Origin of the sequence: Clostridium sp., from assembly GCF_036639235.1 — a bacterium.
GTDB lineage: Bacteria > Bacillota > Clostridia > Clostridiales > Caloramatoraceae > Clostridium_AB.
In genome coordinates this window covers 1-21,128 of sequence record NZ_JAVWJB010000033.1, presented here as the reverse complement: position 1 = coordinate 21,128, position 21,128 = coordinate 1, and the positions used below count along the sequence as shown (strand labels likewise).

The window sequence follows — 21,128 nt, the reverse complement described above, 5'->3', positions numbered from 1 at the left end:
TTCACATGGGGTGTTACAGCACTTGGTGCATCACTAGTATTTTTCTTTAAAACAATTAATAAGAGAGTTTTAAATGGAATGCTTGGTTTTGCAGCTGGAGTAATGATAGCAGCCAGTTTTTGGTCATTATTAGCACCAGCAATAGAAATGGCAGAGAATCTAGGGCAGGTTCCATATATTACAGCAGCAGTTGGATTTTTAGGTGGAGGATTATTTCTATATATTGTTGATAAATTACTTCCACACTTACACATGGGACAAGAAACTAAAAATGCTGATGGAATAAAGACAAATTGGCAAAGAAGTATATTACTTGTATTATCAATTACACTTCATAATATTCCAGAAGGACTAGCTGTAGGGGTAGCATTTGGTGCATTAGCAGCAGAAGGTGGGAGTGCAGCGTCACTTGCAGGTGCAGTTGCCTTAGCTATAGGTATAGGACTTCAAAATTTCCCAGAAGGGGCAGCGGTTTCTATTCCACTACGTAGAGAAGGCCTTAGCAGAACTAAGTCATTCTTATACGGACAAGCATCAGGTATAGTAGAACCTATTGCAGGGGTAATTGGTGCCTATACAGTAGTTAAAATGCAGCATATTTTACCATATGCACTAGCTTTTGCAGCAGGTGCTATGATTTATGTAGTTGTAAAGGAGCTTATACCAGAATCTCAAAGGGAAGAGGGAGCTTCATCATCACATATTGCAACTATTGGATGTATGGTAGGATTTGCAATAATGATGATACTAGATGTATCACTAGGATAAAAATAAATAAAGGGGAAGTGGAATACTTCCTTAAAGATAGTAGCAGCTCTTTATTGAGTTGCTATTTTTATTTGAATGTATTTTATATGGATGGAAAATATAATTATTAATTATTTCTAAAAAATACAAAATAATATTTACTATCCAAATAAATAGGTATATAATACAAAATATGCAAGGTTAGGGGTGGTAAAAATGGAAAATACTCAAGTTAAAATTATTAAAGATGATGATGAAATGGTAGTTATTCAAGGTGATGTGGCATTTTTAATTAATGCTCAGGGGATAACTAGAATAGACAAAAATAAATAATATATTGGATACTATTAAGCTACTCTATATAAAGACTATAGATGTAGCTTTTTATTTTTTATAAGTTTATAATATTTTTAGAATGTCATAATTAGGAGGGGATAATATGACAGAAGAGAATAAATTTAATTGTACACTTTGCTCAGGGGAGATAGTTTATAGCGGAGAGTATAGTTTACATAAGTGTATTTACTGTAAAGGGGAGTTTCAGTCAAATACGGCCTGTATAAACGGTCACTATGTATGTGATACATGCCATGCTCTAAAGGGGGTAGACCTAATTTATAACTACTGCCTAGAGACTTTAAAGACAAGTCCGATTGAGATGGCACATGATATTATGGAAAGTGAAGGTTTTAAAATGCATGGACCTGAGCATCACTTTTTAGCTCCAGCTGTTTTAATTGCTTCATATTGTAAGGTTAAGGAACTTGATTACAATGAAAAGAAGAAAATGCTTCTTGTAGCTAAGAAAAGGGCTGAGGATGTTAAGGGTGGATTTTGTGGATTCTATGGAAGTTGTGGTGCTGCTGTAGGATGTGGAATGTTCTTAAGTATAATTACTGGAACTACTCCTTTAACTAAGGATACATGGGGACTTGTTAATGAGGGAACAGGAAAGTGTTTAATTAAGCTTTCTGAAATAGGAGGACCTAGATGTTGTAAGAAAGGAATGTTTACTTCAATTAATATTGCAAGTAAGATTCTAGATGAGAAGTTTAAAGTTAAATTATATGATTATAATGAAAAGCAAACCTGTACATACAGTAAGTATAATAAGGAGTGTATTGGTAAGGCTTGTCCATACAGTAAAACCTATGAAGCATAGTTATGCTTCATAGGTTTTTTCTACGTATTCAAAGGCTTCTTTAATTGAAGTTAACTTTAACTTAGCTTTAACCTCAGCATTTTCAAATTTTGATGTTGAATAATTAGAGTGTGTTATAGTAAATGATCTGTCTTCTATAGAGAATCTAAAGAAGTTTATTTCATTGTAGTAAAGTGTTCCTTGATAATTAAGTGTTTCAAAGGTTTTTGAGGCTATGTGAAAGCCCCGATTAGTAAATGCAACAGAGAATCTAGGTATAAACATTCCCTGTAATGATTTAGGAACAGGAATATGATATTCAGACTCCTTAGTACAATCAAGTATAATTAAAATTTCTTCATCTTCACTAAGATATTTTTTGAAAAAACCTACACCTTTTCCCATTATTTAATCACCTCTTATCCATTTTTTATATCATAACATAAATTGTAATAAAATTATAAAGCTTCTAATAGTTAAAAAAATTATTTTGTAGACAAAGTTTTCTTGTAATGGGGCCTATATTAGGTAATAATATATAGGTATGTAAAAAAATCAAGTTATGAATTTTAACTTCTAAACAGAAGGGATAGATATAATGAGTGGAAAAAAACATAAGGACTTTAAATTAGAAAATGAGAGATTAGAGTTTACTAAGGATTATCTTCAAAAAACTCTTAAGGCAATTGAGGAGTATAAGTCTAGCACATATCTTGGTATGCAGGAAGATATGACAGATATGGATATGACAGATAACTCAACAGCCTATATTAATATGATGCTTAAGTCACAGGTTATGGACTTTGCAGAAAAGAACTACTATGGATACAAAAGAGCATTAAATAAGCCTTACTTTGCTAGAGTTGATTATAGGGCAAGTGGTGAAGAAAAGGTCCAAAGGATATATATTGGTAAGACTTCACTTATGAAGGCTGAAGATAATGAAATGCTTATTGTTGACTGGAGAGCACCAATTGCATCTATTTATTATGATGGAAGACTTGGTGAAGTTGAGTATGAAACTGAAAGTGGAATAGAAAAAGGAGAGTTATCACTTAAAAGACAAATTAGTATAGAAGATGGTAACCTAAATGATATTTTAGATATTGATATAACTGCAACAGATGCTTTCCTGCAGGCTTCACTTTCAGCTAATGCAGAAAGTAGACTTAAGGACATTGCATCAACTATTCAGGCAGAGCAGAATAAGGTTATAAGAGCACCACTTAACAATCCTATTATAATTCAAGGGGTTGCAGGTAGTGGTAAGACAACTATTGCTCTTCATAGAATAGCTTACTTTATGTACACATATGAGAAAACATTTGACCCTGAGAACTTTATGATTATAGCTCCTAATAATTTATTTATTAACTATATATCAGAGGTGCTTCCAGAGCTTGGAGTTGAAAATGTTGGTCAAAGTACATTTGTAGACTTTATGAAAAAGCTTCTAGGTATGAAGCCAAAAATTAATGGACGTGACGAATTCCTATCAAATCTTTTAGAGAAGAAAGTTAAGGAAGAGGATGGAGTTTGGGTTAAGAAGTTTAAGGGTTCTATGGAATTTGCAAAAATTATAGAGGCCTACTTAGATAATCTTGAAAAGTCACTTATTCCAGAGGATGACTTTGTTGTGCGTTCAAGAAAGTTAATGGAAAACTCAGCAATAAGAAAGATGTTTATTGATGACTTATCTATTTACCCATTTGAAAAAAGAATTAAGGAAATAGGAAAAAGTCTTAAAAATAAATTAAGCCTTGTTGATAAGGATATTATTAAAAAGGTTGAGTTTAGTTATGATATGGCTATTAATAAGGAAAGAAAGTCCCAGGGAGACCCTGAAGAGAGAAGACTTAGGGTTGTTGCTCTTATAGAAGAGAGGGACCGTCAACTTAAAATGGCTGAGGATGAAATAAAAAACGCTGTTAAAAACTATCTTGATAAGTTTAAGATTAAGGATGTTATTGAATATTATAGAGAAATTTTAACAGAAAAAGCACTTGTAGAATACTCAAATGGTGAGTTAACGAAGAAGCAGGCAAAGTTACTTAAGGATTCTATTAAGGAATTAACGGAGAAGAAAATGGACCTTGAGGACCTTGCACCACTTGTGTATATAAGATCAAAGGTAAATGGTATAGATAAGAAAATAAATGTTCGAAGCATTGTTATAGATGAGGCACAGGACTTTAGTATATTTGAGTTTTACGCACTTAAAAAGGCATTATCTACATCAATGTTTACCCTACTTGGAGATATGTCACAGGGAATATATGATTATAGATCATTTAATACTTGGAATGAGGTTATTGAAACTGTATTTAAGGATGATAGAGCAAGTTATATGACACTTGTTCAAAGTTATAGAACAACCATAGAAATAATGAATCTTGCTAACGAGGTTATTAAAAAACTTAACAATAGGGATACGGTTCTTGCAAAGCCAGTTATTAGACATGGTGATAAACCTTCCTTTAATGAATATGATGATAAGTCGAATTTATTAGAGGATATTGCACACAATATAAAGGGTGCCAAAAAGGAATATGCGTCAATTGCACTTTTATGCAAGACCCTTAAGGAATGTAAGAATCTTAAGAAAAACCTTGATAAGATGGGAATAGAATCAAGCGTGTTAAGTGATAAGAATATGGAGTATGAGGCAGGGGTTATTATAGTTCCATCACACCTTGCTAAGGGTCTAGAGTTTGACTGTGTATTTGTAGTTACACTTGATGAGATATATAGTGATAATTCGCTGGACATTAAAATACTTTATGTTGCAATAACAAGAACTCTTCATAGTCTAAAAATATTCGCTATGAAGGATAGTCAGCCATTACTAAAGCAGATATACGAAGATAACCAAGATATCTTTTATATAAAATAAACACAACTTAAGGGAGATACAAATGCTAAATTTTACAAACACTAGAGATGTAGCAAAGAATGTACTTGCAGAATTAAACTACTTCAAAAAACAATACTCAGGAAAGCCATCAGAAAGGGCTAGAATGGAAAAAGGCCTATGGACAATACAAAAAGGTGGAGAAAGTATAGCATTTAAAAATGGAAAGTATGCATTTATGCAGGATAGCGAAAATATTTACTGTGGAATATGTGTAGAAAAAGGTTTAAGTGAAGAACTTAGTGAATACTACCCAAAGGCTATGATAATGACAGAAGAGTGGTATTACAAAAACTTTATAACTAAGCTTAGAATCGGTGAAATAAAGAAGGTTATAGAAGAATTTAAGACACTAGTTAATAAGCCTATTTATGTTGAGATAATGTGTAGTACTCCAGGAGTTAAAATGGAGGATGGAGGTAGTTATATTAAGCTTGAACTTAATGATTCAGAGCTTTCAGTTAAGGAAATGCTACCAACAGTATCAGATAAAATGGATGTTAAGGAACTTAAGAAGGTTCCTAGTTTATACCTTAACAAAAGCATATCTGAATGTACTTCATTTTCACAAATAGGAGAGGTTATGCACTCACTTAACAAGGAAGGTGTGCTTAACTTTATATTAGTTGATATGTTTATATGGGTACCATTTAAAAAGGCTGATAAGACATTAGAGGGTGTTGGCCTTAATGAGAAGCAGATAATAGATACAGTACTAAAGCCTCTTAATAAGTGTATATTCTAATTATAATTAAAATGGATAGGAGATTTCTCCTATCCATTTAGTTTTATTTTTACTTGTTAAATTAAGGGGAAAGGGGTAATATATAATAAAGTAAAAAGGAGATGATATTTTGAAAAAAAGTATAAGTATTATACTAGCACTTGTTTTAATGCTAAGCTTAATGCTAACTGGGTGTAAAAAGAGTTCAATTGATGATTTTGAATCTGCAATAAAGAAGAACAGTGAGATTAATTACTCTAAACAAGAAACCACAATTAAGGCTGAAATAATGGGAATGGAGTTTAACCTAACAGCCCTAGGAGAGGTGGATAAGAAAAGTGATTCATCTATTATAAATGTTAAGTACTCTACAAATGTTGAGGAAAATCTTAAGGCAGAAATGGAAATATATAAGGATAAGAAGGACATATATATAAAGGATAAGGCAAGTGATAAATATGTTAAGTCTACAGAATTTCAAGATGCACAGGAGGCTTTAACAAAAAGAAGTATAGGCGGCCTTTTACTTGAAACATTTAAAAATGATAAGGAATTCAAAAAGACATTTAAAGTATCTTCAGACAAGGAAAAAAAGGTAACCGCATCTATTAGTGATGAGGGCTTTAAGAAGGTATTTAATGGGGCTTTAGAAAGTGGCGAGATGTTTGCTATTATGGAAGAAGCCATATATACACAGCTAATTACAATGGCAGAGCAGTCAAATGATATTAAGGCTACTAAGGATCAGATTATTAAAGCAGCAAAGGAAGAAGCTAAGGTTGCGGTTAATGAAGTAAAGACCCAAATTAAGGCACTTAAGATTACTAATATACAGTATACTGCTACAATAGATGGGAATGGATACTTAAGTTCAGAAGGCATTAAATTAAGTATAATTGAACCATCAACTTCAGTATCAGTTATTGTTAATTTAAATGTTAAACATACTGATATAAACAGTAATAAAAAGGTTATATTACCTAACATACCTAAGGATAAAATAGTAGATATTAATAATCAATAAATTTCTATTTTAATTTAAGGAGAAAGCTAATGGAAAATCTAAAGTTTTATACTAAGGGTGAAGAAATAGCAAATGCTATAACCCATGGAATAGGAGTAGTGCTATCAATTGCAGCACTTGTTTTATTAATATTATGTGGAGTTAAGTACGGAGATGTTTGGTATATAGTTAGTTCTATAATTTATGGTGTAACATTAATAGTGTTATATCTAGGGTCTACCCTATATCATAGTATTCCAAGTATTAAGGCTAAGAAAATACTTAGAATAGTAGACCATTCATCTATATTTTTATTAATAGCAGGAACATATACACCATTTACACTAACAGTTCTTAGGGGACCACTTGGATGGACAATATTCGGTGTAGTATGGGGATGTACACTATTTGGAATAGTTATGAAGATATTTTTCCTTGAGAAATTTGAGAAGTTCTCTACATTTATGTATGTAGGAATGGGATGGTTTATAGTAATTGCCCTAAAGGATATTATTAAGTCTCTTCCACTGCAGGGACTTGTATTATTAGTTCTTGGAGGAGTGTTCTATACAGTTGGATGTATATTCTATGCTAAGGACAAGTGGCCATACAACCACGCTATATGGCATTTATTCGTATTAGCAGGAAGTGTATTTCATTTCCTTACAATACTACTATATGTAAGATAATAAATAATCAATAAAGGCTGTTTTTTAACAGCCTTTTATTTTTAGAATACTAAATTATATATAGTTGTTGTTATAAAGCAAAGTGAAATTCCAATAACAGTTGGCATTAAGAAGGATACAAGGGTCCATTTAATGCTACCTGTTTCTTTTTTTATTGTCCAAAGTGTTGTTGAACATGGAAAGTGTAGTAGACAAAATAACATTGTATTAAACGCTGTAAGTGCAGTCCATCCATTATCAATAAGAATTTTTGAAAGTGAGGATAAACTTTCAAATTCAACCATGTAACCTGTAGATAAATAGGACATTAATAATACAGGAAGTACAATTTCGTTAGCTGGAAGACCGAATAAAAATGCTAGTAATATAAATCCATCAAGGCCTATAACCTTAGCAAATGGATCTAAAAATGATGATATATGTGAAAGTATACTTAAATCTCCTATATATACGTTTGCACATATATAGGTTACAAGACCAGCAGGTGCTGCAACAATAACTGCCCTTTTTAGTACGAAAATCGTTCTATCTATTAATGATGAATATAGAACTCTTCCTATTTTAGGAACTCTATAAGGGGGAAGTTCTAGTGTAAAGCTAGAGGGCATACCCTTTAAAAGAGTTTTAGATAAAAGATAAGAGCATATTAATGTAACCATAATGCCTAGCAGTATAAAACCTGTAACTATTATAGCTGGAATTATAGAACCTTCAGATGCCATTGTACCTGAAAAGAATATAGTAGCTATAGCTATAAGAGTTGGAAAACGTCCATTACATGGAACAAAGTTATTAGTAATAATAGCTATAAGTCTCTCACGTGGAGATTCTATTATTCTACATCCAATAACACCAGCAGCATTACATCCAAACCCCATACACATTGTAAGGCATTGCTTACCATGTGCACATGCTTTTTTAAACATATGATCCATATTAAAGGCAACACGTGGAAGATATCCAAGGTCTTCAAGTAGGGTGAAAAGTGGGAAGAAAATAGCCATAGGTGGTAGCATAACTGAAACTACCCAGGCAAGTGTTCGGTATAGTCCTAGAACTAATGCTCCATGAAGCCAACTAGGTGCATTAAAATAATTAAATATATAGGTTAATTTAGATTCAATAGAAAATAAAAAATCAGCTAATAGCTGGGATGGAATATTAGCACCGGTAATTGTAACCCATAAAATAGTGGCAAGAAGCATAAGCATTATTGGTATACCGAAAACCTTTGAGGTTACAATATCATCAATTTTTTTATCTCTTTGAAGTTTAAGGTTATCTTCTTTAACATAATTGGCCTTTATATATTCACACCTTGCATAACTTTCCTCCATTATAGTTTCACGAATAACATCCTGATTTTTAGGTGTTATTCTAGAGCGTATAAGGGCTACCTTAGTAGCAGATTCCTTATCAATATAGTTTTTCATAGATTCGAATAAGTTCTTATCGCTATCAAGTAATCTAAGTGAAAGCCACCTAGTGTTAATTCCAGTATCCTGACTTTCTACCATTGATTTTATTGAAAGAATCTTAGATTCTATATCGTCGTTAAAGAGTAGAGGTTTCTGTTTGTTTTTCCATTTCCCTGTAACAACTTCCTTAACTTTTTCTTGCAGCTCATCAAGTCCATACTTATCCCTTGCAGAGGTAAGTACAACAGGAATTCCAAGTTCTTTTTCAATTCCTTTTTTGTCTATAAGTATATTTTTTTTCTTTGCTTCATCAATAAGATTTATACAAAGTATAACATTTTCAGTTGTTTCCATTATCTGAAAAAGCAGTAGTAAATTTCTCTCAAGGCAGGTTGCATCACAAACCACAATCATTGCATCGTGATTACCATAACATATAAAGTCTCTAGCTACTGTTTCCTCAACAGATGAGGAAAAAATAGAGTAGACCCCAGGAAGGTCTATTAAAGAATAGTTTTTTCCCTTATATGAAAATTCACCACGGGCATTTACAACAGTTTTACCAGGCCAATTACCTGTATGTTGATGGAGTCCTGTTAGTGCATTAAATAAAGTGCTTTTGCCGGTGTTTGGGTTACCCGCAAGTCCTACAATATAGTCACTTTCCTCAGCAGATATATTAAACATATCCTTAAGAGATGATTTTTCAATAGATTTGTAAGTTAAGCCCATATTACACTCCTTTTAAAATGCTATCAGTTTATGCTTATAAGGTTAGATTCCTCTTTTCTAAGGGCAATCATAGCCCCACGAATTTTATATACTGTTAAGTTGTTATAAGGGCCACGCCTTAAAACCTCAAGTATAGCTCCCTTAGTAATACCAAGGGCTAGAAACCTTTCCTTAAGTTCATTTTGAGCATGGAGATTTTTTACGACAACCATTTCACCGATGTTAGCACTACATAAACTTCTCATATAAACACTCCTTACATAAGTCGAAGATTATTGAAAAAAGTGCAGTTCTCTACACTATTCAACATATTATATTCTATGCATGTATTACATAATGTGATAATGAAAAAATAATTATAGACATAAAAAAAGAGGGGGTTAGCCCTCTTTTTAATAAGAAATATATGTAATTACCAGCCTCTAGTTGCCATTTTTTGAGTTTCTGGAAGTTCTTTAATATCTATTCCGAACATAGGAGAACCTATTCCAGCTGAAACCTTAGCTATAACACTTGCATCTTTATAGTTTTTAACAGCTGTTACAATAGCCTTTGCTCTTGATTCTGGGTCACTTGACTTAAAAATTCCTGAACCTACAAATACACCATCACATCCTAGCTGCATCATTAATGCAGCATCAGCAGGAGTTGCTATTCCACCAGCTGCAAAGTTAGCAACTGGAAGTTTACCTGTTGTATGTACATACTCGATTAAATCGTATGGGCATCTCATATCACGTGCAATGCTCATAAGTTCTTCCTTTGAGGCTGATACAACTCTATTAATATCAGAGGTAATGCTTCTCATATGTCTAACAGCTTCAACAACATTACCAGTACCTGCTTCCCCCTTAGTTCTAATCATAGCAGCACCTTCACCAATACGTCTTAATGCCTCACCAAGATTTTTAGCACCACAAACAAATGGAACTGAATAGGCTGCTTTGTCTATATGGTAGTTTTCATCAGCAGGAGTAAGCACTTCGCTTTCATCTATATAGTCAATGTTTAAAGATTCAAGAACCTGAGCTTCAACAATATGACCTATTCTAACCTTAGCCATAACAGGGATTGATACAGCATCCATAATTTCCTTAATCATTTTAGGGTCTGACATTCTTGAAACCCCACCTTCTTTTCTTATATCAGAAGGAACTCTTTCAAGAGCCATAACCGCACAAGCACCAGCTCTTTCAGCGATAATAGCTTCCTCTTTAGTTGTAACATCCATAATAACTCCACCATTGAAATTTCCTGTTACATCTGTAAATCTTAAATTTGCACTCATAATTAACCTCCTAAATTGTACTCATACAATTATATAAATGTTTTGTTACAATTATTATACATAGATACAATTAAAAATCAATACTATTTTTTCAATAATTATACAAAAAAATATCCAATTATTTGTGAAAACATTGGTATTATTACATTTATCCCTTTTATTTATTTAGACAAGTATAGCTATTTTGTGATATACTTTGACCTGTTGAAAAAATAAAAAGTTAATCGATACACTTCAGTGTTACACTACTTAAATTTCGAGGAGGTAACAATTATGAAAAAGCAATCAAGTAGAGAAATATCACTAGAAAGAGCTAGCACATTAAAATCAAGAATCGATGATTTCCTTAATGCTAAAGATAGTATAAAAAAAGGATTAGATAAAAATATCGCATCAAGAATAGAATCTCAAAAAGAAAAGATAATGAAATATTTTAATGCAACTGAAGAGCAGTGGGACGATTGGAAGTGGCAATTCTCTAATAGAATATGCGACGCTGAAACTCTAAGTAAACTTATAGATTTATCTGATAGAGAAAAAGAAGAAATTAAAAAAGTAGAGGGAGAGTATAGATGGGCTATATCACCATACTACCTTTCACTTATTGATGAAGATAAGTTTAATCCAGTAAGACTTCAAGCTATTCCATGTGGAATTGAACTTGATGGAGATGGGGAAATTGATCCAATGGGAGAAGAATTCACTAACCCAGCAGGAACAATAACAAGAAGATACCCGGATAGACTTATTATTTACGTTACAAATGAGTGTGCAATGTACTGTAGACATTGTCAAAGAAGAAGAAAAATAGGATCAGAAGATAATCATTCAACTAAGAATGCTATTAAAGAATCTATTGAATATGTTAGAAATAATAAAGAAATTAGAGACGTATTAATAACAGGTGGAGATTCACTTGCCTTATCAGATAATAATCTTGAGTGGATTATTAGTGAACTAAGAAGTATAGAACATGTTGAAATTATTAGACTAGGTTCTAGAACTTTAGTTACTGTACCTCAAAGAATTACAGATGATCTTGTTAATATTCTTAAGAAATATCACCCAATTTATATAAATACTCATTTTAATCACCCATTAGAGATAACTGAAGAAAGCAAGAAGGCATGTGAAAAACTTGCTAATGCAGGGATTCCTCTAGGAAACCAAGCAGTATTACTAAACGGTATTAATAACGATAAGTATGTTATGAGGGTTATGAATCAAGAATTACTTAAGTGTAGAGTTAGACCTTATTATATTTTCCATGCTAAGCACGTTAAGGGGACAACCCACTTTAATACATCAGTTGATGATGGATTAGAGATCATGGAATATCTAAGAGGATATACATCAGGTCTTGCAGTACCAACTTACATTGTTAATGCACCAAATGGTAAGGGTAAAACACCAATACTTCCTCAATATCTAATATCAAGGGGGAAGGACCATGTTAAGATAAGAACATGGGAAGGCGAGGTTATGGACTATCCAAACGAGCCTACAGTTGATATTAAAAAATTACTAAAGTAGACTAAATATATTGACTTAGTACAAAAATTAGTGTATAAGTAGAGATAGTGGTAAATTAATAGAACAGTAGAGGCGCGGTTCTTAAGAGTAGTGTTATGGAGTTAAGCACAGTGAAGTAACATGAAAGGAAGCATCGCCGAAGTATTATGATTATAGCTTTAATGTCATAGTGCTGGTTGTATACAGAATATGTATATAATTGTCACAAAGAAATTTGTGGAGTGCTACTTCTTAACTTACTTTTACGTTAAGTGAAATTAGGTCTTAGAGTAACTCTCTAAGACCTTTTATTTTTGTATGTAGGGCTTAGGCTTTTATATAAACTCTATAATATATATATAAAAACAATATAGAGAGATTTTTGCAGTTTGGGATTAATTAGTTTTAATCCTATTTTTTTTATTTATTTATACTTTTTTATAAAAAATGTTTAAAAAAGGTTGACATAATATTAAATAGGGTGTATAAATATAAACAAGGTTTAATTAAATATTGTGATAGAGGAGCGTTATTTATTAGTAACATAGATGGTTAAGCATTTAGTCTATGTGAAAGGAAATCACGCCGAAGTGTATAGCTAATTGCTTTAAGGTTATATGCTGGTCATATGCAGAATATGTATATGATTGTCGCAAAGAAATTTGTGGAGGGCTATCGTTACGGGTTTATTTGTAGTAGTACATAACCAATACTTTAGTACCTTCCTCTAAGAAAGAGGAGGTTTTTTTTATGAGAAAAATTAAGGGAATTTTAACTGGTTTATTGTTTGTTTTAGGACTTATGGTGTTACTTCAAAGTCCAGTATTTGCAGCAGAGAAGGAAGGGGTAGAGGGAACACTTGGTGTGTTTACTTTAATTCCACCAATTGCAGCAATTGTACTTGCTTTTATTACTAAGAATGTTGTTATATCATTATTTGTTGGAGTGTTAAGTGGGTGTTTCCTATATAGCATAATTGATAATAACGTATTTTTAGCAATTGTTAATTCATTTTTAGACATATCACAAAGAGCTTTAAATGCACTTGCAGATCCATGGAATGCAGGTATAGTTCTTCAAGTTTTAGTTATCGGAGGAGTTATAGCACTTGTTGGTAGAATGGGTGGAGCTAAGGCAGTAGCAATATCACTATCAAAAAGAGCTAAGTCACCAAGAAGTTCACAGCTTATAACATGGCTACTTGGAATATTTGTATTCTTCGATGATTATGCAAATTCACTTATTGTAGGTCCTGTTATGAGACCTGTATCAGACAAAATGAAAATATCACGTGAAAAGTTTTCTTTTATATTAGACGCAACAGCAGCTCCAATAGCTGGTATTGCAATAGTTTCAACATGGGTTGGATATGAATTAAGCGTTATTAAGGACAGCTTTATGGCAATAGATCCTACAGGAAACTTTAATGCTATGAACATATTTATAGAGACAATTCCATATAGATTCTATAATATTTTAATGCTAATATTTGTTGCTTTAACTGCGGTTTTAATGAGGGAATTTGGGCCAATGTATAAGGCTGAGATACGTGCAAGACGTGAGGGTAAGCTTTTAAGAGATGGAGCAACACCTCTTGTATCAGAGGATTCAAATGAGTTTGTACCAGAGGATGATTCTAAAAATTCTATTTGGAATGCTATTATTCCAATAGGAACATTAATTATAGGTGCATTTGTAGGTTTCTATTATAGCGGTTACAACATTGTTATGGGAAGTGATGACGCAGCATCTATAGAAATTTTAAACAATTCACCATTTTCACTAGAGGGAATTTATACTGCATTTGGTAATGGGGATGCATCTGTAGTATTATTCCAGGCAGCACTTCTTGCTTCAATAGTAGCAATTTTCATGGGGATATCAAAGAAAATATTTACGTTTACTGAAGCAATAGAAACATGGGTATGTGGTATGAAATCACTTATTATGACAGGGGTAATATTAATACTAGCGTGGTCTTTAGCAGGGGTTATAAAGGATATTGGCACAGCTAATTATTTAGTACAGATTTTATCAGGACATATTCCAGCATTTATTCTTCCAAGTTTAATATTTATTCTAGGAGCTATTATGAGTTTCTCAACAGGAACAGCATATGGAACAATGGGTATAATTATGCCACTTGCAATTCCCCTAGGATTCTCAATTAATCCATCAATGGATTTTGTAATATTATGTACAAGTGCAGTATTAACAGGTGCTATATTTGGAGATCATTGTTCTCCTATATCAGATACAACTATTATGTCTTCTATGGGAGGAGCATGTGACCATATTGACCATACTAAAACACAGATTGTATATGCACTGGTTGTAGCTGCAATAACAGTAGTATTTGGTTATATTCCAGCAGGACTTGGGGTAAGTATTTACCTATGCCTACCTATGGCTATACTTGCTATATTTGTAACTGTTAGATTCTTTGGAAAGAAAGTAGATATAGCATAGATTAATACTAATAAAACGTAAAAAAATAGGAATTTAAGTAAAAAATTTAATAAAATTCAAAAAATAACTAGAAAAAAAGAAAAATATGTATTAAGATAAAAAGGGTATACAGTAAAAATCTGTATACCCTTTTCTTAGAAAGTTATAGGAAGTTCATATTCGATGCAGAACTTTTTATAATCCTTTTTAAGTTTATCTAGTTCTTTGACAATCTGTTGAGGCTTAAAACCACTTTGCTTAAGAGCCTCACTAAAATCTTTTTCTCTTAGTTTATATTTGTCTAGAATATATTCATCAAAGGTCATAGAATCTATTCTAACAAGTTTGGTTTTTCCATCTATTACAACTGATTTAATAAGCATAAGCTCCTCCTACAATAACTTTATATTTTAAAGATATTATACATTTATGAATATGTAAAGTATTAGCATTTAGCAAATAAATTCTGAAATTTTTACAAATTATTATTATACAGTCGAAAATTGTGATATTCTAATTTTATGGGTAATTATTTGTTTGATTAAATTTTTGATTGAAGGTGATAGTATGGACATTGGAAAAGCTGTTAAAACGCAAAGAATGATTAAAAATTTATCGGTTAGGGAACTAGCAGCTATGACAGGATTATCTCCAGGGGCTATTAGTAAAATAGAAAATGGAAAGACAATCCCAAATGTTATAACTATTAAAAGCATTGCAAGTGCAATGGGAGTTTCGGTATCATATTTTTTTATTGATAATGAGGAAGAACTTATTCAACATACGAAAAAGGATCAAAGTCCTGTATTTATTAGAAATAGTACAGAAACTGGTCAAGTTGTTGAATCTATGCTTACAACAGGAAAGGACCTTCATATGCAGCCTTGTATATTAACCTTTACACCTGGTAGTAATTCTGGAGAAGGAATTACACATAAGGGTGAAGAGTTTGTGTATGTTTTAGAAGGAAAAATAGCTTGTATACTTGAAGGAGTAGATACATATGTTTTAGAAAAGGGAGATAGCCTTTATTATCCTTGTAGTATAGGACATAAATGGGTTAACCTACTTGAAGATAGGGATAGTAGAATAATGGTTGTAGCATCTCCTGCACATTTTAATTTTGTTAGATAACTAAGAGGTTTCTTTTAAGAAACCTCTTTTTATTTATTACAAAATTGAAAATAAGTGTTGAATATTCTGAAAATAGCCACTATAATGAAAATTAATTAAGGTGTTTCCTAAAGGAAACTAAGGAGGAATAAACTATGGCAGAGGTAAAAGACCAAAGAGAAGTTAAGTTAATTGCTGATGTAGATGATAAGATTCCAGTAAGTCAATCTATCTTTCTAGGAATTCAGCATGTTCTAGCAATGGACATTTACATTGTACCAATTATCCTAGCAGGAGCACTTGCAATGGGAATTGGAGAGAAATCATTCCTTATACAAATGACATTTATGGCAGCAGGTATTGCAACAATAATACAGGCAACAATCGGACTTAAGCTTCCTGTAATGCAGGGGCCATCATACATACCAATTGGAGCACTAGCTGCAATCGGAGGTAAACTTGGACTTGCTACAATGATAGGTAGTATGATTCCAGGAGCTATACTAATAGCAGTACTTGGATACTTTAAGTTACTTGGTAAGATAATGAAGAAGATTATTCCACCAATAGTAGCGGGAACTGTAATTTTAGTAATAGGTATTGCATTAATGCCAGTTGCAATTACTAATCTTTATCATGGAGATAGACCAATAGATAATATGATAGTAGCTGGAATATCAGCAGTTTTACTTGTAGTATTCCTAATAATAGGTGCAAGAGCAAACGGTAAGTTTAAGTTCTTTAAACTTTGTTCAGTAATTATTGCATTAGTTGGAGGTACAATAGTAGCTGCAATGTATGAAATGGTTAATTTTGCTCCAGTAGCTGATGCTGCATGGTTTGCACTTCCAAAGCTTATGCCATTTGGTATGCCAGAGTTTGATTTAAACTCAGTACTAGTTATGATATTTATTTACTTTGTAATTCTTATAGAAAGTACAGGAACATGGTTTGCAATAGGATCTGTTACTGGGAAGGAAATCGATGAAAAGAAAATCGATGGAGGTTCAGCAGGAGAAGGTCTTGGATGTGCAATAGGTTCAGTACTAGGAAGTATGCCAGTTACTGGTTACTCAACAAATGCAGGAATTATTGCCATTACAGGAGTGGCTAGTAGACGTGCTATAATAGCAGGTGGTGGAATCCTAATTGCACTAGGACTTATGCCTAAGTTTACAACTTTAATTGGATGTATTCCAGAAGTAGTTATAATGGGTGTATTTGCAATAGTTACTGTAATAATTGCGATGAACGGGTTTAGAGTCTTAAAGAGTGTTAGCCTAAACGAAAGAAACATGCTTGTAATTGGTATACCAGTTCTTCTAACAATCGCTTGTGTAGTTACACCAAAGGAAGTTGTTGGAATGATGCCAGTATTACTACAGTACCTAATTAATGCAGGTATGGCACTAGGTGCAGTAGCAGCAGTAGTTCTTAACATAGTTTTACCAAAGGAAAATGATGAAGTTATAGTTGATAATGCTTCAAATACACATGGAGCTTAATTAATAATTCTAGACAACATTAAGGAGGAGAAAAAGATGACACAAACAATACTTAAAAACGCTTTTATAATCACAATGGATGGGGCTAAAAGAGCCTATGAGAAGGGTGATATTTTAATAGAAAATGACAAGATAACTGAAATAGGTAAAGTTGATGAGGGTAAGTTTAGTGAAGCTGAAGTTATTGATTGTACAGGAAAGATAATAATGCCAGGACTTATTAATACCCATGTACATATGTCACAGCAATTAGGACGAGGCCTTGCTGATGATGTTGATTTATTAACATGGCTAAGAGAAAGAACATGGCCATATGAAAGTAGTATGAGCGAAGAAGAGCAATATATAGCAGGAACAGCTTGCTGCATTGAAATGATAAAGTCAGGGGTTACTGCATTTGCAGAGTCAGGTGGATTCCATGTTGATGCACTTGGAAAGGCAGTAGAGGATACAGGTATTAGATGTGCCCTTGCCCGTTCAACAATGGATGATGGAGTTGGACTTCCAGCAAACTGGGTTGAAAGTACAGATTATACATTAAATAAGCAAATTGAAGCATTTGAAAAGTGGAATGATAAGGGAGATGGAAGAATTAAATACTGGTTCGCAGTAAGAACCATATTTAATGCTACTGAAGAGCTACTTATTAGAACTAAGAAGCTTGCTGATGAATATAACACTGGTATTCATATGCATATAGCTGAGATTCCTGAGGAAATTGATTATGCTAAGGAAAGAACAGGAAAGTCAACTGTTGAATACCTAGCAAGTATAGGATTCCTTGATAAAAATATATTAGCAGCCCACCATGTATGGCTAACTGATAGGGAAGTAGACCTATTTAGACTATATGATGTTAAGGCATCACATAACCCAGCAGCTGCTATGAAGGTACTTGGGTTTGCTAAGGTTCCAGAAATGCTTAATAAGGGCGTAGTTGTATCAATTGGTACTGATGGCGCACCATGTAATAATAGAATGGACATGATGGATGAAATGTATCTAACAGCACTTATTCATAAGGGAAGAACACTTGACCCTAAGGTAGTACCTGCTGAGAAGATTATTGAAATGGCAACAATTAATGGAGCTAAAACAATACTTAGAGATGACGAAATTGGAAGTCTTGAAGTTGGTAAAAAGGCTGACCTAATTGTTCTTAACCCAAGAGGGATTGGTAGTATGCCACTACATGACCCAGTTTCAAATATCGTTTATGCAATGCACTCAACAAATGTTGAATCATCAATGTGTAATGGTAAATGGGTTATGAGAGATAGAAAGGTAACAATGGTTGATGAGGAAGCTATACTAGACAAGGCCATAGAACTTGCAGATAATATTAGAAAAAAAGCTGGAATCAATCTACCTGATAGATTTGTTACAATAAGATAAAAAATATTATTTACCCCCTATAAAATACCTCTAATCATATAGATTAGGGGTATTTTTCTAGTTTACAAGCGAACAAATGTTCTGTATAATTTTCTATGGAGGTGATAGCATGGATATAATGAAAAAGCTTGAAATACTATCAAGTAGTGCTAAGTATGATGTTTCATGTTCTTCAAGTGGAGTTAATAGAAAGAATAAAAAAGGACTTGGTAGCGCTAGTAGTGCAGGTATATGCCATAGCTTTACCCCAGATGGAAGATGTATATCCCTACTTAAAATATTAATGAGCAACGCATGTATTTATGACTGTGAATACTGCATAAATAGAAGAAGTTCAAGTACTGAGAGGGCAACATTTACTCCAAGGGAAATTGCGGATTTAACGATTAATTTTTATAGAAGAAATTATATAGAAGGGCTTTTTCTAAGTTCGGGTATCATAAAGAGTCCAAGTCATACAATGGAAATGCTTTATAACACTGTTTATATATTAAGACACGAATATAATTTCCATGGATATATTCACTTAAAGGCTATTCCAGGTGCAGAAAAATCACTTATAGATATGGCTGGAAAGTTAGTAGATAGAATGAGCGTTAATATAGAACTTCCATCAGAGGAGAGCTTGAAATTACTTGCACCTGATAAGACTAAGCATTCAATTATTAAGCCTATGAAGGATATAGCATTATCTATTAAGGATAGAAAAATTAACAAAACTAAGGAGAAGTTTCTACCAGGGGGACAGAGTACCCAGCTAATAGTTGGTGCAACAAATGAAAGTGATAGTAAAATTATTAGATTATCACAGGGGCTTTATAATAGCCTAAATCTTAAAAGAGTATATTATTCAGGATATATACCAGTTAACAGAAGCAGTATTCTTCCAAGCACAACTTCTCCCCCAAGAATTAGGGAGAATAGGCTTTATCAAGCAGATTGGCTACTGAGGTTTTATGGGTTTAGTGCTGAGGAGCTACTTAGGGATGGAGAGAATTTTGATCTTAACTATGACCCTAAAACTCAATGGGCACTTAATAATTTTAATGAGTTTCCTGTTGAAATAAATACAGCAGATTATAATACTCTTTTAAGGGTGCCTGGTATAGGAGTTAAAGGTGCTATGAAAATTGTTACAGCAAGAAGGGTAAGTTTTCTTTCAATAAAGGATATTAAAAAAATGGGTATTTCACTTAAAAGGGCAGGCCATTTTATAACTATAAAGGGAAAATACTATGGAAGTGTTAAGTTTGATAGGGACTATATAAAAGGGGCCTTAGCTCCAAGAAGTGACTTAAATCTAATTGAAAGTATTAACGTTAATCAATTAAGTTTTTTAGATGAAAGTGTAGATTATATGTCTAATAGATTAGCTTCAGTAGTAGGTGAATTATAATGGTTTATACCTATGATGGAAGTTTTGATGGATTTTTAACCTGTGTATATGAATCTTACTATAATAAGTGGCCGGATAATATTACTTGCCATGAAAAATATATAGTAAGTTTTGTAGATGAGGAAAAATACATTGTAGCAAACAAAGAAAAGGCTAATAAAGTGAAAAAGTCAATTAAAGATAAATTATCACATACAACATATAAAATAATTTATACAGTATTTCTATCTTCCTGTGATAATAAGGAGAAAAACCTACTTAATTATATAGGGTTATTATTTAAATATGGAAACTCTATTAATTATCACAAACAAAACCCTACTATTATATATGTAGATAAAATATACGCAAGGGTTAAAAAGGAAGCACATAGATTTACTGGCTTTGTTAGGTTTAAGGATATTCAGGGGGTTTTATATTCGAAAATAGAACCTGATAATAATATATTAGAACTTATAGCATCTCATTTTAAGGATAGGTTTAGTAATGAAAAATTCATTATTCATGATGCTATCCGTGAAAGGGCTATTATATATGATGGTAGTAGTCTTCGAATAAGTGAGGACTTTAATATTAATGTAGAAATTAAAATAGATGATGTTTATGAATCTCTTTGGAGGGGATATTTTAAGGCTACTAATATTAAAGAAAGGGAAAATCTAAAGCATCAAAGAGGTATGATGCCTAAAAGATATTGGAGCAATCTAACAGAAGTCGAAAAATAGGGAAAATTAATAGAAACGACTTTTATTATTATTTTTCTTGTAGTAGTATAGTATTATTGCAAAAAAATAATAGGGAGATGATCTGGTGAGTAGTAATCAAAATATACTAGGACAGGGGAGCATACCTAGTTTACTTTTAAAATTATCAGTACCTGCTATTGCAGCCCAAATTATAAACGCTTTATATAGTATTATAGATAGAATGTTTATAGGTCATATTGAAGGGGTAGGAGCGGCTGCACTAACAGGAGTTGGAATTACATTTCCTATAATTATTTTAATATCAGCTTTTAGTTCTTTAGTTGGAATGGGTGGTGCACCAAGAGCTGCTATTAAAATGGGTAAAGGAAAGAATAAGGATGCGGAGAAGATTCTTGGAAC

Annotated in this window: 19 protein-coding genes and 2 riboswitches; of the genes, 14 read left to right on the top strand and 5 right to left on the bottom strand. The window is 32.6% G+C overall.

Going from position 1 to position 21,128, the window contains the following annotated elements:
* The coding region (locus RR539_RS08150; protein WP_332474639.1) for a ZIP family metal transporter at positions 1–768 on the top strand (768 nt) is incomplete at its 5' end.
* Positions 769–1,186: 418 nt separating this feature from the next.
* On the top strand, positions 1,187–1,909 hold the full coding sequence (locus RR539_RS08145) for a DUF5714 domain-containing protein (RefSeq protein WP_332474638.1): 723 nt from the start codon (positions 1,187–1,189) through the stop codon (positions 1,907–1,909).
* On the opposite strand, the gene RR539_RS08140 is transcribed toward RR539_RS08145, so the two are convergent.
* Positions 1,910–2,293, bottom strand: coding sequence for a hypothetical protein (locus RR539_RS08140; protein ID WP_332483666.1), 384 nt, complete (start codon positions 2,291–2,293; stop codon positions 1,910–1,912). It abuts the gene before it with no gap.
* A gap of 193 nt (positions 2,294–2,486) precedes the next feature.
* On the opposite strand from RR539_RS08140, the gene helD reads away from it, so the two are divergent.
* The 4 genes from helD to trhA all read left to right on the top strand — a co-directional run bounded on the left by helD (position 2,487) and on the right by trhA (position 7,215).
* Entirely contained in the window at positions 2,487–4,781 is a 2,295-nt protein-coding gene (gene helD, locus RR539_RS08135) for an RNA polymerase recycling motor HelD (RefSeq protein ID WP_332474636.1), read from the top strand.
* 22 nt (positions 4,782–4,803) lie between these two features.
* Positions 4,804–5,544, top strand: a complete 741-nt coding sequence (locus RR539_RS08130) for a hypothetical protein (protein WP_332474635.1) — start codon at positions 4,804–4,806, stop codon at positions 5,542–5,544.
* Between the two features lie 109 nt (positions 5,545–5,653).
* Positions 5,654–6,547 (top strand): hypothetical protein, encoded by an 894-nt coding sequence (locus RR539_RS08125; RefSeq protein ID WP_332483665.1) that lies wholly within the window; start codon positions 5,654–5,656, stop codon positions 6,545–6,547.
* 29 nt (positions 6,548–6,576) lie between these two features.
* The gene (gene trhA, locus RR539_RS08120; RefSeq protein WP_332483664.1) at positions 6,577–7,215 is read left to right on the top strand and encodes a PAQR family membrane homeostasis protein TrhA; all 639 of its coding nucleotides are present in this window, start codon (positions 6,577–6,579) and stop codon (positions 7,213–7,215) included.
* Between the two features lie 41 nt (positions 7,216–7,256).
* Here the strand turns inward: trhA and feoB are convergent, their stop codons facing one another.
* The 3 genes from feoB to pdxS form a co-directional block, all read right to left on the bottom strand.
* Positions 7,257–9,365 (bottom strand): ferrous iron transport protein B, encoded by a 2,109-nt coding sequence (feoB, locus tag RR539_RS08115; protein WP_332483663.1) that lies wholly within the window; start codon positions 9,363–9,365, stop codon positions 7,257–7,259.
* 23 nt (positions 9,366–9,388) lie between these two features.
* Positions 9,389–9,610: a FeoA family protein gene (locus RR539_RS08110; RefSeq protein WP_332474902.1), complete on the bottom strand. Its 222-nt coding sequence runs from the start codon at positions 9,608–9,610 to the stop codon at positions 9,389–9,391.
* 167 nt (positions 9,611–9,777) lie between these two features.
* Positions 9,778–10,653 carry a pyridoxal 5'-phosphate synthase lyase subunit PdxS gene (pdxS, locus tag RR539_RS08105; RefSeq protein WP_332474955.1) on the bottom strand — a complete coding sequence of 292 codons (876 nt, stop codon included), beginning with the start codon at positions 10,651–10,653 and terminating at the stop codon, positions 9,778–9,780.
* 273 nt (positions 10,654–10,926) lie between these two features.
* On the opposite strand from pdxS, the gene eam reads away from it, so the two are divergent.
* Together eam and RR539_RS08095 are read left to right on the top strand one after the other, a co-directional pair.
* Complete coding sequence (gene eam, locus RR539_RS08100) at positions 10,927–12,186, top strand: glutamate 2,3-aminomutase (RefSeq protein WP_332483662.1); 1,260 nt, start codon at positions 10,927–10,929, stop codon at positions 12,184–12,186.
* Positions 12,187–12,245: 59 nt separating this feature from the next.
* A riboswitch (Lysine riboswitch) is annotated at positions 12,246–12,421 on the top strand.
* 255 nt (positions 12,422–12,676) lie between these two features.
* Positions 12,677–12,848: riboswitch (Lysine riboswitch) on the top strand.
* 67 nt (positions 12,849–12,915) lie between these two features.
* The gene (locus tag RR539_RS08095; protein ID WP_332483661.1) at positions 12,916–14,634 is read left to right on the top strand and encodes a Na+/H+ antiporter NhaC family protein; all 1,719 of its coding nucleotides are present in this window, start codon (positions 12,916–12,918) and stop codon (positions 14,632–14,634) included.
* A gap of 134 nt (positions 14,635–14,768) precedes the next feature.
* Here RR539_RS08095 and RR539_RS08090 read toward each other — a convergent pair whose 3' ends face one another.
* Positions 14,769–14,996 (bottom strand): hypothetical protein, encoded by a 228-nt coding sequence (locus RR539_RS08090; protein ID WP_332474846.1) that lies wholly within the window; start codon positions 14,994–14,996, stop codon positions 14,769–14,771.
* Positions 14,997–15,180: 184 nt separating this feature from the next.
* On the opposite strand from RR539_RS08090, the gene RR539_RS08085 reads away from it, so the two are divergent.
* The 6 genes from RR539_RS08085 to RR539_RS08060 all read left to right on the top strand — a co-directional run.
* Complete coding sequence (locus RR539_RS08085) at positions 15,181–15,747, top strand: helix-turn-helix domain-containing protein (protein WP_332474845.1); 567 nt, start codon at positions 15,181–15,183, stop codon at positions 15,745–15,747.
* Positions 15,748–15,881: 134 nt separating this feature from the next.
* Complete coding sequence (locus RR539_RS08080; protein WP_332474844.1) at positions 15,882–17,231, top strand: solute carrier family 23 protein; 1,350 nt, start codon at positions 15,882–15,884, stop codon at positions 17,229–17,231.
* Positions 17,232–17,267: 36 nt separating this feature from the next.
* Positions 17,268–18,626: an amidohydrolase gene (locus tag RR539_RS08075; protein WP_332483660.1), complete on the top strand. Its 1,359-nt coding sequence runs from the start codon at positions 17,268–17,270 to the stop codon at positions 18,624–18,626.
* A 109-nt stretch (positions 18,627–18,735) separates the two neighbouring features.
* A complete protein-coding gene (locus RR539_RS08070) occupies positions 18,736–20,022 on the top strand; it encodes a putative DNA modification/repair radical SAM protein (protein ID WP_332500326.1) in 1,287 nt (428 codons plus the stop codon).
* Positions 20,022–20,747 carry a TIGR03915 family putative DNA repair protein gene (locus tag RR539_RS08065; protein ID WP_332474725.1) on the top strand — a complete coding sequence of 242 codons (726 nt, stop codon included), beginning with the start codon at positions 20,022–20,024 and terminating at the stop codon, positions 20,745–20,747. The genes RR539_RS08070 and RR539_RS08065 overlap by 1 nt, the downstream gene beginning before the upstream one ends.
* Positions 20,748–20,832: 85 nt before the next feature.
* Positions 20,833–21,128: MATE family efflux transporter (locus tag RR539_RS08060; protein ID WP_332483657.1), on the top strand; the 296-nt coding region annotated here is incomplete at its 3' end.

Bases quoted from the DNA above. Each gene is read 5' to 3' on its own strand.
- RR539_RS08145 (WP_332474638.1), top strand. From the start codon at position 1,187: ATGACAGAAGAGAATAAATTTAATTGTACACTTTGCTCAGGGGAGATA.
- RR539_RS08140 (WP_332483666.1), bottom strand. From the start codon at position 2,293: ATGGGAAAAGGTGTAGGTTTTTTCAAAAAATATCTTAGTGAAGATGAA.
- helD (WP_332474636.1), top strand. From the start codon at position 2,487: ATGAGTGGAAAAAAACATAAGGACTTTAAATTAGAAAATGAGAGATTA.
- RR539_RS08130 (WP_332474635.1), top strand. From the start codon at position 4,804: ATGCTAAATTTTACAAACACTAGAGATGTAGCAAAGAATGTACTTGCA.
- trhA (WP_332483664.1), top strand. From the start codon at position 6,577: ATGGAAAATCTAAAGTTTTATACTAAGGGTGAAGAAATAGCAAATGCT.
- feoB (WP_332483663.1), bottom strand. From the start codon at position 9,365: ATGGGCTTAACTTACAAATCTATTGAAAAATCATCTCTTAAGGATATG.
- RR539_RS08110 (WP_332474902.1), bottom strand. From the start codon at position 9,610: ATGAGAAGTTTATGTAGTGCTAACATCGGTGAAATGGTTGTCGTAAAA.
- pdxS (WP_332474955.1), bottom strand. From the start codon at position 10,653: ATGAGTGCAAATTTAAGATTTACAGATGTAACAGGAAATTTCAATGGT.
- eam (WP_332483662.1), top strand. From the start codon at position 10,927: ATGAAAAAGCAATCAAGTAGAGAAATATCACTAGAAAGAGCTAGCACA.
- RR539_RS08095 (WP_332483661.1), top strand. From the start codon at position 12,916: ATGAGAAAAATTAAGGGAATTTTAACTGGTTTATTGTTTGTTTTAGGA.
- RR539_RS08090 (WP_332474846.1), bottom strand. From the start codon at position 14,996: ATGCTTATTAAATCAGTTGTAATAGATGGAAAAACCAAACTTGTTAGA.
- RR539_RS08085 (WP_332474845.1), top strand. From the start codon at position 15,181: ATGGACATTGGAAAAGCTGTTAAAACGCAAAGAATGATTAAAAATTTA.
- RR539_RS08080 (WP_332474844.1), top strand. From the start codon at position 15,882: ATGGCAGAGGTAAAAGACCAAAGAGAAGTTAAGTTAATTGCTGATGTA.
- RR539_RS08075 (WP_332483660.1), top strand. From the start codon at position 17,268: ATGACACAAACAATACTTAAAAACGCTTTTATAATCACAATGGATGGG.
- RR539_RS08070 (WP_332500326.1), top strand. From the start codon at position 18,736: ATGGATATAATGAAAAAGCTTGAAATACTATCAAGTAGTGCTAAGTAT.
- RR539_RS08065 (WP_332474725.1), top strand. From the start codon at position 20,022: ATGGTTTATACCTATGATGGAAGTTTTGATGGATTTTTAACCTGTGTA.